At 64.2% G+C, this 14,700-nt stretch carries 15 protein-coding genes; 6 read left to right on the forward strand and 9 right to left on the reverse strand.

The window, feature by feature from the left end:
* Nucleotides 1-112 precede the first annotated feature (112 nt).
* From NKH60_RS19615 to NKH60_RS19630, 4 genes are all read right to left on the reverse strand, one after another.
* Nucleotides 113-1,207 carry a tetratricopeptide repeat protein gene (locus tag NKH60_RS19615; RefSeq protein WP_352820026.1) on the reverse strand — a complete coding sequence of 365 codons (1,095 nt, stop codon included), beginning with the start codon at nt 1,205-1,207 and terminating at the stop codon, nt 113-115.
* Nucleotides 1,204-2,118 (reverse strand): non-homologous end joining protein Ku, encoded by a 915-nt coding sequence (gene ku, locus NKH60_RS19620; protein ID WP_352834181.1) that lies wholly within the window; start codon nt 2,116-2,118, stop codon nt 1,204-1,206. Before ku ends, NKH60_RS19615 begins: the two co-directional genes overlap by 4 nt.
* A 217-nt stretch (nt 2,119-2,335) precedes the next feature.
* On the reverse strand, nt 2,336-4,834 hold the full coding sequence (gene ligD, locus NKH60_RS19625) for a DNA ligase D (protein WP_352834178.1): 2,499 nt from the start codon (nt 4,832-4,834) through the stop codon (nt 2,336-2,338).
* Between the two features lie 87 nt (nt 4,835-4,921).
* Entirely contained in the window at nt 4,922-5,146 is a 225-nt protein-coding gene (locus NKH60_RS19630; protein WP_352472112.1) for a hypothetical protein, read from the reverse strand.
* 317 nt (nt 5,147-5,463) lie between these two features.
* Between NKH60_RS19630 and NKH60_RS19635 the strand changes: the two genes are divergently transcribed.
* From NKH60_RS19635 to NKH60_RS19655, 5 genes are all read left to right on the forward strand, one after another.
* Nucleotides 5,464-6,414, forward strand: a complete 951-nt coding sequence (locus NKH60_RS19635) for a substrate-binding domain-containing protein (RefSeq protein WP_352472200.1) — start codon at nt 5,464-5,466, stop codon at nt 6,412-6,414.
* A gap of 230 nt (nt 6,415-6,644) precedes the next feature.
* Complete coding sequence (locus NKH60_RS19640; RefSeq protein WP_352834175.1) at nt 6,645-8,213, forward strand: sugar ABC transporter ATP-binding protein; 1,569 nt, start codon at nt 6,645-6,647, stop codon at nt 8,211-8,213.
* Nucleotides 8,210-9,226, forward strand: coding sequence for an ABC transporter permease (locus tag NKH60_RS19645; protein WP_352834172.1), 1,017 nt, complete (start codon nt 8,210-8,212; stop codon nt 9,224-9,226). The genes NKH60_RS19640 and NKH60_RS19645 overlap by 4 nt, the downstream gene beginning before the upstream one ends.
* A gap of 241 nt (nt 9,227-9,467) precedes the next feature.
* Nucleotides 9,468-9,836 carry an endonuclease domain-containing protein gene (locus NKH60_RS19650; protein WP_352834169.1) on the forward strand — a complete coding sequence of 123 codons (369 nt, stop codon included), beginning with the start codon at nt 9,468-9,470 and terminating at the stop codon, nt 9,834-9,836.
* Between the two features lie 90 nt (nt 9,837-9,926).
* Nucleotides 9,927-10,424, forward strand: coding sequence for a GNAT family N-acetyltransferase (locus NKH60_RS19655; protein ID WP_352834166.1), 498 nt, complete (start codon nt 9,927-9,929; stop codon nt 10,422-10,424).
* 207 nt (nt 10,425-10,631) lie between these two features.
* Here the strand turns inward: NKH60_RS19655 and NKH60_RS35170 are convergent, their stop codons facing one another.
* The 4 genes from NKH60_RS35170 to NKH60_RS19675 all read right to left on the reverse strand — a co-directional run bounded on the left by NKH60_RS35170 (nt 10,632) and on the right by NKH60_RS19675 (nt 13,580).
* Nucleotides 10,632-11,261 (reverse strand): DUF982 domain-containing protein, encoded by a 630-nt coding sequence (locus tag NKH60_RS35170; RefSeq protein ID WP_502898586.1) that lies wholly within the window; start codon nt 11,259-11,261, stop codon nt 10,632-10,634.
* The gene (locus NKH60_RS19665; protein WP_254819654.1) at nt 11,258-11,473 is read right to left on the reverse strand and encodes a hypothetical protein; all 216 of its coding nucleotides are present in this window, start codon (nt 11,471-11,473) and stop codon (nt 11,258-11,260) included. Before NKH60_RS19665 ends, NKH60_RS35170 begins: the two co-directional genes overlap by 4 nt.
* Nucleotides 11,474-11,576: 103 nt before the next feature.
* Nucleotides 11,577-13,208: a chaperonin GroEL gene (gene groL / locus NKH60_RS19670; RefSeq protein ID WP_352472117.1), complete on the reverse strand. Its 1,632-nt coding sequence runs from the start codon at nt 13,206-13,208 to the stop codon at nt 11,577-11,579.
* Nucleotides 13,209-13,265: 57 nt separating this feature from the next.
* Complete coding sequence (locus NKH60_RS19675) at nt 13,266-13,580, reverse strand: co-chaperone GroES (protein ID WP_352457303.1); 315 nt, start codon at nt 13,578-13,580, stop codon at nt 13,266-13,268.
* Nucleotides 13,581-13,919: 339 nt separating this feature from the next.
* Between NKH60_RS19675 and NKH60_RS19680 the strand changes: the two genes are divergently transcribed.
* Nucleotides 13,920-14,189 (forward strand): usg protein, encoded by a 270-nt coding sequence (locus NKH60_RS19680; RefSeq protein WP_352457304.1) that lies wholly within the window; start codon nt 13,920-13,922, stop codon nt 14,187-14,189.
* 114 nt (nt 14,190-14,303) lie between these two features.
* Here the strand turns inward: NKH60_RS19680 and NKH60_RS19685 are convergent, their stop codons facing one another.
* Entirely contained in the window at nt 14,304-14,567 is a 264-nt protein-coding gene (locus tag NKH60_RS19685) for a DUF982 domain-containing protein (protein WP_352501214.1), read from the reverse strand.
* Nucleotides 14,568-14,700 lie beyond the last annotated feature (133 nt).

The following is a 14,700-nucleotide window of genomic DNA, read 5'->3' on the forward strand; positions in this document are numbered from 1 at the left end:
TGACCCAGAACACGATCCACCATCGCGAATCTCCCTGCTCCAACCTCACAACAGAATCACTGATCGGCTTCTGTGCAAAGATCTCACAAGGGGAGAAGGAGGCGCTACTACCTCACCCTGCCGACATCCGCGCCAGCTGCAAATCGACAAACTGGATGCCCCGCGCGGCCGTGCGCGCCCATTCGGAATTGGCGTCGAGCTCGAGATAGCGCACCCAGCGACGCCGCGCCTCGGCGAGATTGCCGGCGTCGAACTCCAGCCTCGCAAGGTTGAATACCGCATCGGCATAATCAGCGTCCAATGCGATCGCCTTGAGCAAATGGCGGCGCGCCGAGGCTACCCGCCCCTCCTCGCTCATCAGCCCGGCGAGATTGAACCAGGCCTCGACGAAGCCGGGATCGAGCTTTATGGCGCGGGCATAGTCGTGCGCCGCCTCGGCCGCCTGGCCGGCGGCGCGCAGGCAGTTGGCGCGGTTGAAGGCGGCGATGGCATCGCTTGGGTCGATGGCCAGGCAGCGCTGGTAGAGCGCCGCCGCCTGCTCGTGCTCTTCAGCCCCTTCCGCCGCCTCGGCATCGGCGAACAGCTCTTCCAGCGTGTCGTCATCCTGCGTTCCCAGATCGAACAGCAGCTGGCCGTCGAGTTCGCTCTGGCCGCCTTCGAGATAGATCGCATCGGCCCGCCCGTGCTGCGAGCCGACGGCGAGCGACTTGGCGGTGAGCGAGGCGACCGGGCCTGAGCGGTGCACCGAGCGCGCAATCGCCCCCCACGAGGCGCCGCCGGCAACCAGCCCGGCATATTTGCGGGCGAGGATCAGGTCGCGAAAGGAATACGGTTCGCAATCATGCTCGAAGGCATCGAACAGCGACAAAAGGTCGAGATCCTCGCCGGTCAGCCGCGACTGGTCGATCAGCGACTGCCGCGACAGCGCAGAAGCCTCCGGCGCCTTCATCAATCCGAGCAGGCGCAGGAAGCCGTTCTCGCTGACCAGCTTGCGCCCGGCCGCGCGCTCCGCAGCAGCCCGACGCTCGATCTCGCCATCGCCGGCTTTGGCGAGCAACTTGCGGCCCAACACGACATGTGTGGTGCGCCGAGTGACGCCGCGCCGCAACTGGCCGTGCTGGCGCTCGACCTCGCGCGCCGCCAGCCTGAGCGGAAAGGCCGCCAGCGCGCCGACGATGCCGAAGACCGTGCCGGCGAGAGCCGTCACGCCTTGCTCTTGCCGACGGCTTTGAGAAGGTTCGCCTTGAGCGGGTTTTCCTTGGCCGCGCCAGCGCCGGCCTTGGCGGATTTCGCCGCGGGCTTGGCCGTTTCATCGGCCTTGCTCTTCGACTTGGCCGGCGGTTTGGCCGATTGCGACAGGCTCGCCTTCAGCGCATCCATGAGATTGATGACATTGCCGCGCTCGGGGGCCGCCGCGATGATCGGCTTATGGCCCTTCAGCTTCTCGCGGATCATCGCCATCAGCGCGATCTCGTAGCGGTCCTCGTAATTCTTCGGATCGAAGGTGGTTTCCTTTTGCTTGATCAGCGCCTCGGCCAATTGCAGCATTTCGGGATCGGGGTTTCCGGCCGGGATATTGCCGAAATACTCAGCCGTGCCACGCACTTCGTTCGGATTCCTCAAGGTGCAGACGAACATGCCGTTCTCGCGCGGGCCGATCGTCACCACGCGCTCGCGGCTGGACAGCACCAGGCGGGCGATCGCCAGCTTGCCGGATTTGCGCATGGCTTCGCGCAGCACGGCGAAGGTCTCCTCGGCCATTGCGCCGTCCGGCGCCAGGTAATAGGGCGCGTCCTGATAGATGACGTCGACCGAATGCTCGTCGACAAAAGCCTCGATGTTCATCGTATGGTTGGATTCGATGCGCACCGCATCGAGATCGGAGTCCTCGATGATGATGTACTGCTTGTCCTCGTATTCGTAGCCCTTGACCAGGTCCGAACGCTCGACCAGCCCGAGCTCGGGGTCGACCGGCTTCATGTTGATGCGGTTGTGCGTCTTCTTGTGCAGCTGGTTGAAGCTGATGCGTTCACTCGCGCTCGTCGCCGGATAGAGCCGGACCGGACAGCTGACCAGACTGAGCTTGAGGTAACCTTTCCAACTTGCCCTGGGCGCCATGAATACTCCTACGCGGCCTTGTGCTGTCGAACTGTTCGCAGCGTTCATTCGTCCCGAGGACGAATGCGGCTGCCGAAATCCTACATTGCCCTTACAATGCCGGCAAATCCCTAGCGAAATCTTCCTCCGCCGGAGCCCCTGCAGGTAAGAGGTCCGTGGCGAAGAATAATTCAAATTTTCCGGAGCGTCGATGGAGTCTGGGGCCGCGCCGGCACGACTACCTCGCGGTGCCTATCACCGGCAAATCCCGGGCGAAATCTTCCATGTCGGCCCAAGGGTCGCCTGACGTCGCCAGCAGGCCCGGCAATGACGAATAATTCAGATCCTGCGGGGCGTCGATGGTCGCCAGGTCGCTCCAGCTCACCGGCGTCGAGGCCGGCAAATTGGTGCGGGCGCGCAGCGAATAGGGAGCCGCCGAGGTGTGGCCGCGCGCATTGCGGTGATAATCGATGAAGATGCGCCGCTTGCGGTTATCCTTGCCCATGGTGGTGGTGAAAGTGTCGGGCGCGGTGGCGGCAAGATGCGTCGAGATGGCGCTGGTCGCCTGGTGCAGTTTCTTCCAGTTCTGCTTTTGCGTCACCGGCACTGATACGTGGATGCCGTGGCCGCCGGACGTCTTGGCGAACGGCACCAGCCCTAGCGCTTCCAGCTCGCCCTTAATGTGCACCGCCGCCTCAACCACCTCGCGCCAGGCGATCCCCTCGCCCGGGTCGAGGTCGAAAACGATCAGGTCCGGCTTGTCGAGCCGCGTGCGATGGGTGCCCCAGGTGTGGAACTCGACGACACCGAACTGCGCCAGCGCCAGATAGCCCTTGGCGTCTTCCACCGAGAGATAGGATTTGGTCTCGCCCTCCGAATTGGTCGCTTCGAAAGTCGCCACGGATGACGGCATGCCGGTGAAGGCGTGGCGCTGGAAGAAACAGTCCTGCGGCCTGCCGGTCGGGCAGCGCACCAGCGACACCGGCCGGCCGAGAATGTGCGGCAGCATGAAATCGCCGACCAGCGCATAATAGACGGCAATGTCGAGCTTGGTCGGGCCGGTCTTGCCGAACAGCCGTCGCGTCGGGTTGGTCACCCAGATGGTGGCGAGGTCGGCCTCGGCGATCAGCCGCTTGCGCTTGGCCGAAACCGGCGTCGACAGGCCGACGTCGCGCAGGCCGCGGAACACGGCATGGCGCAGCGCATTGTCGGTGGTCCGGTTGGCGTAGTGGATGTGCGCCGAAAGCAGCGGCCGCACCCATTTCATCTCGCGCATGATTTCGCGCGGAACGCCTTCCGGCGCGGACGCCCCGGCGCGCAACGGCTCCAGCCGCGCCAGCAACTCGCCGGCGGTGGCGGCGTCGAAGCCGGTGCCGACCTTGCCGCGATAGTGCAATTCGCCATCCTCGAATTCGCCGAGGCCGAGTGCGGCCAGCCCCTCGGCCGCATCGGAGACTGTGTAGCCGGCGATGACGAAGTCGCCGGTCTGAAGCGCCTTGGTCTTGGTCCAGGTCTTGGTACGGCCGCTCTGGTAGATTGCCGTGGCGCGCTTGGAGACGACACCCTCGAGCCCCATCTCGGACGCCTGGTCATAAAGTGCCTGGCCGTCTCCTTCGACATGATCGCTGAGCTGGATGGCCGAATTGGCGCCGAGACCGGACAGCAATTGCGAAAGCAGCGCCTTGCGCCGGCGGAGCGGCGCTTGTCTCAGGTCCCAGCCGTCGAGATACAGAAGATCGAAGGCGTAGAAGTGGAGCTTGTTGCCGGCGCCTTCGGCCAGCGCATTCTGCAAAAGGGCAAAGCGGCTGATGCCCTTGGCGTCGAGCGCGACGACCTCGCCGTCGATGATCGCCTCGCGGCACGGCAGCCTGGCGAAGGCAAGGGGCAGGTCGCCATAGCGCTTCGTCCAGTCGAGGCCGGCGCGGGTGATCAGCCTGACTGCGCCGTTAGCGAGATGCGCCATGGTGCGGTAGCCATCGAATTTGATCTCGTGCAGCCAGACTTCGCCCGTTCGGGCCGCTGGGTCATCGCCGCCCGGCGGTTTCGAAACCTGCGTCGCCAGTTGCGGCTCGATGCGGGTGGGCAGCGGCGCCTTGACGGCGCCCGGCAAAGCACCTGGCTTCAGCACCACCGGCCTGGCAGGCTTGGCGGCCGGCTTCGGCGTTGCCGCCAGTTCCTCGATGCGGCGTCCGGATTTGACGCTTTCCGGCCGGGCTTCCAGTATGTCGAGCTTGGCGTCGGCGGCGAGATCGCGCTCCTTGAACAGCAGCCAGTTCTTCTTGCCCGCATCCTCGCCGGGCTTCGGTTTCAGCCGCGTCAGCATCCAGCCGCCATTCAGCTTTTCGCCGGCGAGGCGGAACTTGAAGGAACCGGTGCGCAGGCTCTTCTCGACATCGTCCATCGGCGCCCAGACGCCGGTGTCCCAGACGATCATCGGCCCGCCGCCATATTCGCCTTCGGGAATGACACCTTCGAAGTCGATATACTCGAGCGGATGGTCCTCGGTCTCGACCGCCAGCCGTTTGTCGGCGGGGTTGAGCGACGGGCCGCGCGGCACCGCCCAGCTCTTCAGCACGTCGCCGACCTGCAGGCGAAGGTCGTAGTGGTCGGCGGTGGCGTGGTGCTTGTGAACGACGAAGCGGTTGCCTTCCCCGGCAACCAGCCCGCCGGCGGGTTCCGGCGTCCTCGTGAACTCGCGCTTGGCGCGATAGGCCTTGAGCTTTGGCGGGGCGGTCACGGCCACATGCTCTTGCGCAAAAACAACGGCTTGATGCGCATGTCTTGAATCATTTTGTCAGCATGCGGCAGGTCGGCGTCATGCCGCTCAATCGTCGGTGGCCGGCGTCAATTCGAGCTCGGCCGGCGACAGGCCCTGCTGCAGCTGGCTGAGCCGGAATTCGTCGACCCAATAGGCCTCGCCGTTGACCAGCACCCGCGCGCTGTAGCTGCCGGCCGAAAAACGCTGCGCGGTGATGTACACCTTGTGGCGGTCGAGCGCGTTCCGCACCGCGGCGCGCTTGGATTTCTGACTGGCGACGGAACTGGCCATGCTGGTTACTCACGCACAAGCCGCAAGGCGGCGTGCCTTAAGGATGGCCGAGAGCGTGTCGGCTGTCAATTTGGCGGTCGCTGCGAGCCGCGCGCGGTAGCGCGTTCTTGCGCAAAGCTCCGGCCTTGGCTAGCATCCGCCGGCAGGCACCGAGCGGAGGAGAACGTCGCGGTGGACCGGCTGGAGCGCCGTTGCGTCCCTTCAAACACGAGTTGGGCGCTCGAAGGACACTCCATTTTTGAATCGACGCAAGGAACCTTCCGGAAAACCCATTCCGGTTTCGGGGTCGTGCGCTCATCTGGGAGGAGACTAAATTGATCAACAGACGTGAATTCCTGCTGTCGACCGCGGCGATGGGCGCTTTGGCGCTGGCCGCTCCGCAACTGGCTTTTGCCCAGGACAAGCTGACCATCCTGGGTTCGGTGCCGAGCCTCGGCTTTCCGTTCTTCGTGCACATGCTGAACCAGATCAAGGCGGAAGCCCAGGCCCAGGGCGTCAACCTGGTCGAAAGCGACGGCCAGAACTCGGCGCCCAAGCAGACCGCCGATATCGAAGCGGCGCTCGTGCAGAAGGTCAACGCCATCGTCATCTCGCCGCTCGACGTCAATGCGCTGGCCCCAGCCATCGAGGAAGCGGTCAAGGCCGGCGTTCCCGTCGTCACCATCGACCGCCGTGTCGAAGGCGTCGAGGGCATCCTTGCCCATGTCGGCGCGGACAACGTCAAGGGCGGCGAGGCCGAAGCGAAGGCCATGGTGGCGGCATTCCCGAACGGCGCCAAGATCTTCCATCTGCAGGGCCAGCCCGGTGCCGGCCCGGCGATCGACCGCAACAAGGGTGTGCACAACGTCCTCGATCCGATGAAGGACAAGTACCAGATCATCTTCGAGCAGACCGCCAACTTCGCCCGCGCCGAGGCGCTGTCCGTCACCGAGGCCGGCCTTGCCGCCAACGGCAAGCCCGACGCGATCATCTGCGCCAATGACGACATGGCGCTTGGCGCGGTTGAAGCCTGCGCGGCGCGCAACTTCACCGACGTCAAGATCTACGGCTTCGACGCGCTTCCCGAAGCGCTGGTCGCAGTGCGCGACGGCAAGCTGGCCGGAACGGTCGAGCAATTCCCCGGCGAACAATCGCGCACTGCGGTGCAGATCGCGGTCGCCTATGCCAGGGACAAGACCGAGCCGAAGGAAAAGCTGGTGCTTTTGACGCCGATCGTCATCGGCAAGGACAATCTCGACAAGGCGGAGAGGCTGGGCGAGACGAAGTAAGGTTGCACAAAGGGCGCGCAGCGGCAAAAGTAGCATTCTGTCGCGCCCCCCCTCTGCCCTGCCGGGCATCTCCCCCACTTGGGGGGAGATCGGAAGCTTCGCCGATGGCGCCTTTTCTGCAACGCAGGAAGGTTGGCGAAAGACATCCAATCTCCCCCCTCGTGGGGGAGATGTCAGGCAGGACAGAGGGGGGCGCTGTCCCGCCGACAATCGCAATCCAGGAGCAAACTTTGCCCAAGGCAGCCGCCATCGCGCCCTCTCCCGCCCTGCTCACCGTCGAGGGCGTGACCAAGCGCTTTGCCGGCGTCACCGCGCTGAACGACGTTTCGCTCGAAGTCCGCCCCGGCGAGATTCTCGGCCTGCTCGGCGAGAACGGAGCCGGCAAATCGACGCTGCTCAAGATCCTGTCCGGCGTGATGCCGCCGTCCAGCGGCCGCATCGTCTTCGATGGGGTCGAATTCAGCCCGCACAATCCGCAGGATGCCAAGCGCCACGGCATCGTAACAATCTACCAGGAACTGAGCCTGATCCCGACGCTGACCGTGGCGGAGAATATCTTCATCGGTCGCGCGCCGCTCGGCCGGTTCGGGCTGGTCAGCTGGCGGAAGATGGAGGAAGATTCGCGCGCGATCATCGCTCGCGTCGGCCTCGACCTCGACCCGGCGACGCCGGTGTCGGCGCTGTCGGTGGCCGAGCAGCAGCTGGTCGAGATCGCCCGCGCGCTGTCGCTGAAGAGCCGCTTGATCATCATGGACGAGCCGACCTCGGCGCTGACCGAAACCGAAGTGCACAGGCTGATGTCGATCATGGACCGGCTGCGCAAGGATGGCGTCGCCATCATGTTCGTCACCCACCGGCTGGAGGAGGCCTCGGCGATCTGCGACCGCATGACGGTGCTGCGCGACGGCAGGCTGGCCGGCCATCTCGACCGCGAAGGCGGGCCGATCAAACTGCCGAAGATCATCGAGAAGATGGTCGGCCGCGCCGCTTCCGAGCTCTATGCCAGGCCGACGCAGCGCGACGTCGCCGGCGACGTCCGGCTCTCGGTGCGCGGCCTGCGCACGGTGCGCGATCCGCAGGCGCCGCACGCCATCGTGCTCGAAGGCGTCGATCTCGACCTCAAGGCGGGCGAAATCCTCGGCGTCGCCGGGCTCGTCGGCTCCGGCCGCACCGAGCTCGCCCGCGCCATCTTCGGCGCCGACCGCATTGCCGCCGGCACCATCACGCTCGACGGCAAGCCGATCGCGCCCGCCTCACCCGCCGACGCCATCGAGCTCGGCATCGGCCTGGTGCCGGAGGACCGCAAGCACCAGGCAATCTTCGCAGCACTCGCCATCCTCACCAATTTCTCGATCGCCGCGCTCGACCGCTACTCCAGTGTCGGCTTCATGGCCGAGCGGCGCGAACGCGAGGCGCTGGCGAACTACAGGAAGATGCTGTCGATCCGCATGGCTTCGCCCGAGCAGGCGATCGAGGGCCTGTCCGGCGGCAACCAGCAGAAGGTGATCCTTGCCCGCTGGCTGGCGCGCGATCCCAAGGTACTGATCGTCGATGAACCGACGCGCGGCGTCGATGTCGGCGCCAAGGCGGAAGTGCACCAGATCCTGGTGGAGCTCGCCGCGCGCGGCATCGCCATCATGATGATCTCGTCCGAGCTGCCCGAAGTGCTTGCGGTGTCGGACAGGATCGTCACCATGCGGCGCGGGCGCATTACCGGCGAGATGCCCGGCGTCGAGGCGACCGAGGAGAAATTGATGGAACTGATGGCGCTCGACCAGAAGCAGGAAGCAACGCAATGACCAGCACGACCGAACGGAGCCAGCGCGGCGGTGTCAATATTGCGCGGCTGCTGATGAGTTTCGGCCCACTGATGTTCCTGGCGTTGCTGATCGTCGTCTTCACCGTGCTGAAGCCGAGCTTCATCGACCCGATCAACCTGTTCAACATCATGCGCCAGATCTCGATCACCGGCCTGATCGCGCTCGGCATGACCTTCGTCATCCTCACCGCCGGGATCGACCTGTCGGTCGGCTCGCTGCTCGCCTTCTGCGGCATGGTCGCGGCGGTGGTGGCCAAGGGCGGCACCGCCAACACGCTGTCGCTGTCGACAACGGGCACGCAGGGCTATGGCTGGTTCGCCGCCCTTCTCGCCGCCGTCGTCGTCGGTGCCATGGCCGGCGGCGTCCAGGGCTTTGCCATCACCAGGCTGAAAGTGCCGCCCTTCGTCGTCACGCTTGGCGGCCTCACCGTGTTTCGCGGCCTGACCTTGACGATTTCCAATGGCGGCCCGATCTCCGGCTTCGACGCCTCGATGCGCTGGTTCGGTACCGGCCTGATCGGCCCGGTTCCGGTGCCGGCGATCATCTTCGCGATTGCCGCGATCCTTTGCCATATCGTGCTGCGCTACACACGTTACGGCCGCGCGGTCTATGCCGTCGGCGGCAATGCCGAGGCGGCACGACTCTCCGGCCTGCGTGTCGACCGCATCCTGATCTCGGTCTACATCATCGTCGGCTTCTTCGCCGGCCTTGCCGCCTTCGTTTTGTCGGCGCGGCTCAACTCCTCCGAAGCCGTCGCCGGCATCGGCTACGAGCTGACGGTGATCTCGGCGGTCGTCATCGGCGGCACCTCGCTGTTCGGCGGCATCGGCAGCGTCGGCGGCACGGTGGTCGGTGCAGGACTGATCGGCGTCTTGCAGAACGGGCTGCAGTTCAACAACGTCTCGTCCTACACGCAAAGCATCGTCATCGGCCTGATCCTCATCCTCGCCGTGGCCTTCGACCGCTGGCTGAAATCGCGGGTAAGGCGGTGATACAGGTGCCATGCCTATCCAGGTCGGCGGGTCAGCACCCCCCTCTGTCCTGCCGGCCATCTCCCCCTCAAGGGGGGAGATTGGACGTCGCTCCAGCTTTCGCCAATCTCTAAAGAAGGGAGAATTTTCGGCGAAGCTGCCAATCTCCCCCCTTGAGGGGGAGATGTCCGGCAGGACAGAGGGGGGTGTTCAAGCGCAGCATAGAGAAGATGGGCAAGGTTCGCGCTGAGGAATAGAAGTAGTGAATCACTATCCCGTACCTCCCCGTAACCGCGGCAATGCGCACAAGATGCGCAAGGCCATGACGGATGCCGAGCTGAAGCTCTGGAATGAGGTCAGGGCGCATCGACTCATGGGGCTGGCATTTCGGCGGCAGATGCCAATTGCAGGCCATATTGTCGATTTTGCCTGCCCGGACAAAAAGCTGATTGTCGAACTGGATGGCTCCCAGCATGCCCGGGCCGATGCCTCAATATCGGACGCTACCAGAAGCGCACGGCTTGAAGCGCTGGGCTGGACTATCCTGCGGTTCTGGAACGACGACGTCATTCGCGATATCGACAATGTCTGCCAGCACATAGTCATGGTGGCCGGCGCGGATGTGCGCTGAACTCAGCCGTGCAGGGCCGGCGGGACAGCACCTCTCTGTCTTGCCGGACATCTCCGCTCAAAAGGGGCAGGTTTCTGAGGCGAGGTGCCAATGACCCAAATAAGAACCATGACCGAACAGGACGTTCCGGCGGTGTCGCGGCTGCTTGGAGGGTCCTGGCGACACACCTATTCGCCGATCCTGGGTGCCGAGACCACGGCTCGGCTGTCGGATGAGAGGCACGCGCCGGAGCGGTTGGCGGCCGAGCTCAGGGACGACAGCAAGATGTCCTTCGTCGCTGAGCGGGCTGACGGCTCGCTCGCCGGTTATGCGATGGCCGCGATGGACGACAAAGGCGAGGTCATGCTCGAGCGGCTCCATATAGACAAAAGCGAGTACGGCACCGGCCTTGCCGCCGACCTGCTGCATGCCGTTCTTGCCGCGCATGCGGGTATTCCCAGCATCGCCCTGGAAGTGATCGGGGGCAACGACCGCGCAATCGCCTTCTATCGCACGCACGGCTTCGAGGTCGTCGAGCGCCGGCCGGCTGCACACGGGGTGGGCGGCCATGCCTCGCTGATCATGCGCCGGCTGCTACCGATGGCTTAGTAGGCGAAAGCGGCTGAGCGCGTAATCTCCCCCCTCGAGGGGGAGATGGCCGGCAGGCCAGAGGGGGTAGCCGCGCGTGAGGCGCCAACTTTCTCTTTCGTCCAACATGGCGTCGCGCCAGGACGTACCGACCCCCTCTGTCGCCTTCGGCGACATCTCCCCCTCAAGGGACCCTCAAGGGGGGAGATTGGCGACTTCTCCAACCGCTCAGGCTGGGGCGTTGACGCGCTGTGCGCGCGTTGCCCAATCGGCAACCGTCGCGCCAGCAACGCTCTCGCCGGCAACCATCCCGTTCGTCTGCGGCGCAAGCAGGCCGTTGCGGCGGGCGAAGGCAACGAAGGTGGCGCGCGCCGTCTCGGCGTCGATCTCTCCTTCCAGTGCTGCACGGCACGCTTTTGCGGCGATGTCATGCGCGGCCGTCCGGCTCGTTGCCGGCCACTCAGCCAAAAGTGCATAAGCCTCAGCCGCGCTTTCTATCTTCGTCGGCGTACCGAGGCCGGTGAGGATGGTAACCGGCTTGTCGAACGAAGCACGATCGATGACACTCTCCTTTCCTGGCTCAATCGGCTCCTTGCGGAACTCAACCGCGCGGGCGCTTCGATCCGCCTGCAGGACGGCGTCGATCGGCGAATGCAATACGGCTTGCATGCCCGGCCGCGGCAGCAGCCGATGCACCTTGACCAGCGCCTCGAGCCAGGCCGCCACGCCCAGCGGCGGATGTTCGCGCCCGTAGAGCCACGCCTTTGCCTTGGCGAGCGGGTATCCCGCCTCTTCGGCGAAATCGGTTTCCGACCAACGCAGCAGGCGCAGGCATTCGCGCATCCGCGCCGCGATCATTTGCGCTCCTCCGTGCCGGCCCCCACGCGTTGAGCCGACAGAAACATCAGCGTGTAGGCCGCCTTGCGGCGGTCCCAGCCGGCCGACTCGGCCATATCCAGCAAGCCGTCGACCAAAGGCGCCAGCGCCGCCCTGCAGTCGGCTTCATAGTTGAAATCGTTTTTCGGGCGGGTCGGCGCCGCGATCTTTCCAAAACTGTCCATCATATCCATGGCAACACCTGCTCAGCATTAGTCCCGGACCGGCAAGACCGTGCCCGCTTTTGGCGGACACGGTCCATCTGCCGTTTCGAAGTCGCGCTTTGGAAGCCTGGCCTTAGAAGTCCATGCCGCCACCGCCGGGCATGGCCGGCGCGGCAGCTTCCTTCTTCGGCTTCTCGGCCACCATCGCCTCGGTCGTCACCAGCAGGCCGGCAACAGAGGCGGCACCCTGCAGGGCAGTGCGCACGACCTTGGCCGGGTCGATGACGCCTTGACTGTAGAGGTCGCCGAACTCGTTGGTCTGCGCGTTCCAGCCATAGCCGAACTCGCCCGTCTCGCGCAGCTTGCCGACGATGATCGAACCTTCGGCGCCGGCATTCTCGGCGATCTGGCGCACCGGCGCTTCGATGGCGCGACGCACGATGTCGACACCGGTCTTCTGATCGGGATTGTCGACGACGACATTATCGAGCGCCTTCGCCGCTCTCAACAGCGCCACGCCGCCGCCGGGCAGGATGCCCTCCTCAACCGCCGCGCGTGTGGCGTGCATGGCGTCGTCGACGCGATCCTTGCGCTCCTTGACCTCGATCTCGGTCGAGCCGCCGACACGGATGACGGCGACGCCGCCGGCGAGCTTGGCCAACCGCTCCTGCAGCTTTTCGCGGTCGTAGTCGGAGGTGGTTTCCTCGATCTGCGCCTTGATCTGGCTGATGCGCGCATGGATTTCATCCTTGCGGCCGGCGCCGTCGACGATGGTGGTGTTCTCCTTCTCGATCAGCACCTTCTTGGCGCGGCCGAGCATCTCCAGTGTGACGTTCTCGAGCTTGATGCCGAGGTCCTCCGAGATCGCCGTGCCGCCGGTCAGGATGGCAATATCCTCCAGCATGGCCTTGCGGCGATCGCCGAAGCCCGGTGCCTTGACGGCCGCGACCTTCAGGCCGCCGCGCAGCTTGTTGACGACCAGCGTCGCCAGCGCCTCGCCCTCGACGTCCTCGGCGATGATCAACAGCGGCTTGCCGGATTGCACGGCGGCTTCGAGCACAGGAAGCATGGCCTGCAGGTTGGACAGCTTCTTCTCGTGGATCAGCACATAGGGTTCTTCGAGTTCGACGCGCATCTTATCCTGATTGGTGATGAAATAGGGCGAGAGGTAGCCACGGTCGAACTGCATGCCTTCGACCACTTCCAACTCGGTCTCAGCGGTCTTCGCTTCCTCGACAGTGATGACACCCTCATTGCCAACCTTTTCCATCGCCTCTGCGAGGAAGCGGCCGATCTCGGCATCGCCATTGGCAGAGATGGCGCCGACCTGAGCGATTTCGTCGTTCCTGGTCACCTTGCGGGCATTGGATTTCAGGTCGGCGACCACGGCGTCGACCGCCTTGTCGATGCCGCGCTTCAAATCCATCGGGTTCATGCCGGCAGCGACCGCCTTGGCCCCTTCCCTGACAATGGCCTGAGCAAGAATCGTCGCGGTCGTGGTGCCATCGCCTGCGGTGTCGCTGGTCTTCGAAGCAACTTCGCGGACCATCTGAGCGCCCATGTTCTCGAACTTGTCCTCGAGCTCGATCTCTTTTGCCACCGTCACGCCGTCCTTGGTGATGCGCGGCGCGCCGAACGATTTGTCGAAGACAACGTTGCGGCCCTTGGGACCAAGCGTCACCTTCACCGCATTGGCAAGCATATCGACACCGCGTAACATCTTCTCGCGGGCTTCGGTATGAAATTTCACATCTTTGGCAGCCATTGGAACACTCCTCGATAGGCAGCTTTTCGTTGACTGGAATGCTTGTTCAGGCCCCGCTCAGGCAGCCTTCTTCATCTCGCCCGTGGCTTCGATCACGCCCAGCACGTCGCTCTCTTTCATGATGAGCAGATCCTCGCCATTGAGCTTGATCTCGGTGCCGGACCATTTGCCGAACAAAATGCGGTCGCCGACCTTGACGTCGAGCGGCTGCAATTGGCCGCTGTCGTCGCGCGCGCCCGGACCGGCGGCAATGACCTCGCCCTCCTGCGGCTTCTCCTTGGCGGTGTCGGGGATGATGATGCCGCCCGCGGTCTTTTCGTCGACCTCGATGCGGCGGACCAGGATGCGGTCATGCAATGGACGGAACGCCATGTCGTTCTCCTCTCGGGACAAACAGATTTTCGAACATCCTCCTGACCGGACCGGCAATATCGGCCCGGCACGGGGTGCGCGATCTCTTCTTCAGGCATCGCGCGCATACGAACTAGTCGCGCTTTTTTCAGCTTTCAAGAGGATCATGCAAAAATTTTAGCACTCGACACCTGAGAGTGCCAATACGCTGTAATTGTTCGCACATTCGCCGTTTCCGGCGCGATGACCCGGCCGGATTTCCAAATCTGTCCGTCTCCTGAGCCGCTTGCCGGCGGCTGGAACCTATGTGGAAGGCGAGGCGTTTTGCAGACCGAGGTTCATTGGGAAAGGAAGGATTGCATGACCAGCAGGGACTTTCAGCTCCAGATGCAAGGGTTTGGCCTCACCACGGCGGAGATCCACTACCGTCTGCCCGATCATCGAAGCCTGCTTCAGCTCTATATCTGGCAGGAATACGATATCGCCCCTGATTTCCCGACGCTGAAGCATTTCCTCGATTTCTGGGAGCGCGAGATCGAAGGCCCGCTACATTCGGTGCGCGTGGCTCATCACCGTCTGATCCAACCGTCCGAATGGCGGGCCGTAAACGGCATTATCACCGTCCACTGAGGAGCAAGCCGATCTGCCGCCAGACAGCAAACAAAGTGCCTCCGAAGCGGGGGAAAGAGGTAGCTGACTCTCCCCCACTTGTTTTGGATCTCACAATATCGGAGGGCGTCCGGACTAGCCGGCGTGGTCGACAGGCTTGCGGGCGAGCAATCCAGCCTTGCGCGCCGCCCTGACGAAGGCCTTGCGCGCATCACGCGCGGTGCGCCAGCCGTCGAGCGCGTCGCGGCAGGTCCGATAGGCGGCGCGCCAGCTCCGGCCGCGTGCACGGTCCGGCCACTGCTGGCGCATGCATTCGATGGCTTCCCAACTGCTGGCGACCTTGCGCTCGCTCGATTGGAATTTCAACGTGATCGGCTCGGCGAAGCGGACGTCGTCCATCACTTCCTCCTTGTTTTCTGATCGTCTTCTTGTTTGAGCAAGCAACGTTATGCTGGCGGCACCGGCGGCCGGCCGGCGCCGCTGAAGGACATGGTTCGTCCCTTTGCGCGGTTCAAGAGCATCGCGGCAACAG

Source organism: Mesorhizobium sp. M1006, assembly GCF_040318825.1.
Taxonomy (GTDB): domain Bacteria; phylum Pseudomonadota; class Alphaproteobacteria; order Rhizobiales; family Rhizobiaceae; genus Mesorhizobium.

What these genes read in the sequence shown, in the direction of transcription:
- NKH60_RS19630 (WP_352472112.1), bottom strand. Translation starts at nt 5,146, where the DNA reads ATGGCCAGTTCCGTCGCCAGTCAGAAATCCAAGCGCGCCGCGGTGCGG.
- NKH60_RS19665 (WP_254819654.1), bottom strand. Translation starts at nt 11,473, where the DNA reads ATGGATATGATGGACAGTTTTGGAAAGATCGCGGCGCCGACCCGCCCG.
- NKH60_RS35170 (WP_502898586.1), bottom strand. Translation starts at nt 11,261, where the DNA reads ATGATCGCGGCGCGGATGCGCGAATGCCTGCGCCTGCTGCGTTGGTCG.
- NKH60_RS19685 (WP_352501214.1), bottom strand. Translation starts at nt 14,567, where the DNA reads ATGGACGACGTCCGCTTCGCCGAGCCGATCACGTTGAAATTCCAATCG.
- NKH60_RS19645 (WP_352834172.1), top strand. Translation starts at nt 8,210, where the DNA reads ATGACCAGCACGACCGAACGGAGCCAGCGCGGCGGTGTCAATATTGCG.
- NKH60_RS19655 (WP_352834166.1), top strand. Translation starts at nt 9,927, where the DNA reads ATGACCCAAATAAGAACCATGACCGAACAGGACGTTCCGGCGGTGTCG.
- NKH60_RS19675 (WP_352457303.1), bottom strand. Translation starts at nt 13,580, where the DNA reads ATGGCGTTCCGTCCATTGCATGACCGCATCCTGGTCCGCCGCATCGAG.
- groL (WP_352472117.1), bottom strand. Translation starts at nt 13,208, where the DNA reads ATGGCTGCCAAAGATGTGAAATTTCATACCGAAGCCCGCGAGAAGATG.
- NKH60_RS19680 (WP_352457304.1), top strand. Translation starts at nt 13,920, where the DNA reads ATGACCAGCAGGGACTTTCAGCTCCAGATGCAAGGGTTTGGCCTCACC.
- ku (WP_352834181.1), bottom strand. Translation starts at nt 2,118, where the DNA reads ATGGCGCCCAGGGCAAGTTGGAAAGGTTACCTCAAGCTCAGTCTGGTC.